1 protein-coding gene is annotated in these 845 nt (G+C 63.1%); it reads left to right on the top strand.

Going from position 1 to position 845, the window contains the following annotated elements:
- Positions 1–810, top strand: an 810-nt coding sequence (locus AWB81_RS43655) for a Mu transposase domain-containing protein (RefSeq protein WP_144444424.1), incomplete at its 5' end; no start/stop codon positions are given.
- Positions 811–845 lie beyond the last annotated feature (35 nt).

The raw sequence follows: 845 nt of genomic DNA on the forward strand, positions 1-845 counted from the left end.
CCCGCTCGCAGTAAAAAACCGAGGGACAAGCCGAAAGCAGAGTTATCGGTCCTCCTGGTGCAGAGATGGGTTCTTGCACGCCTGCGCAATCAGCGCTTCTTCAACCTCGACGAGGCCAACCGCGCCATCGCCGCACTGCTGACCGACCTGAACAACCGGCCCTTCAAAAAGTTGCCTGGCTGCCGCCGTAGCGTCTTCGACGAGATCGATCGCCCGGCACTCAGGCCATTGCCTGAGCGGCCCTATCAATACGCAGAGTGGAAGGTCGCACGCGTCGGTCCGGACTATCACGTTGAGCTCGACCAGCACTACTACTCGGTGCCGTACCGCTATGCGCGCGAACAGGTCGACATGCGTCATACAGCCAACACGGTCGAGATCTTCCATCGCGGCCAGCGCATTGCCGCACACGGCAAAAGCGCTCGCCGTCGGTACCACACCACGATCGACGCGCACATGCCGCCGGAGCATCTGGCTGTCGCCAAAGGCTGGGATCCGCAGCGGCTGCGTGACTGGGCTGCCGACATCGGCCCGCATACGTCGGCCGTCATCCAGCACCTGCTGGGCGCGCGCAAGCACCCGCAGCAATCCTATCGAACCTGCCTGGGCGTGCTGCGCATGGGCAAGGACTACGGGCGCGACCGGCTCGAAGGCGCCTGCCGCCGCGCCATCGATCTGAAAGCGCCGAACTACAAGTTCATTGCTTCGACGCTCAAGAACGGCTTGGACCAGGAGCCCGAAGCGGCTCCCGCCCAGGCTGACCTGCCGCTTATGCACGCCAACGTGCGCGGGCCGTCTTACTACCATTGAAAGGGAGTCGTTATGCTGCAACATCCCACTGTCGA

The organism is Caballeronia arationis (assembly GCF_001544975.2).
Lineage (GTDB): Bacteria > Pseudomonadota > Gammaproteobacteria > Burkholderiales > Burkholderiaceae > Caballeronia > Caballeronia arationis.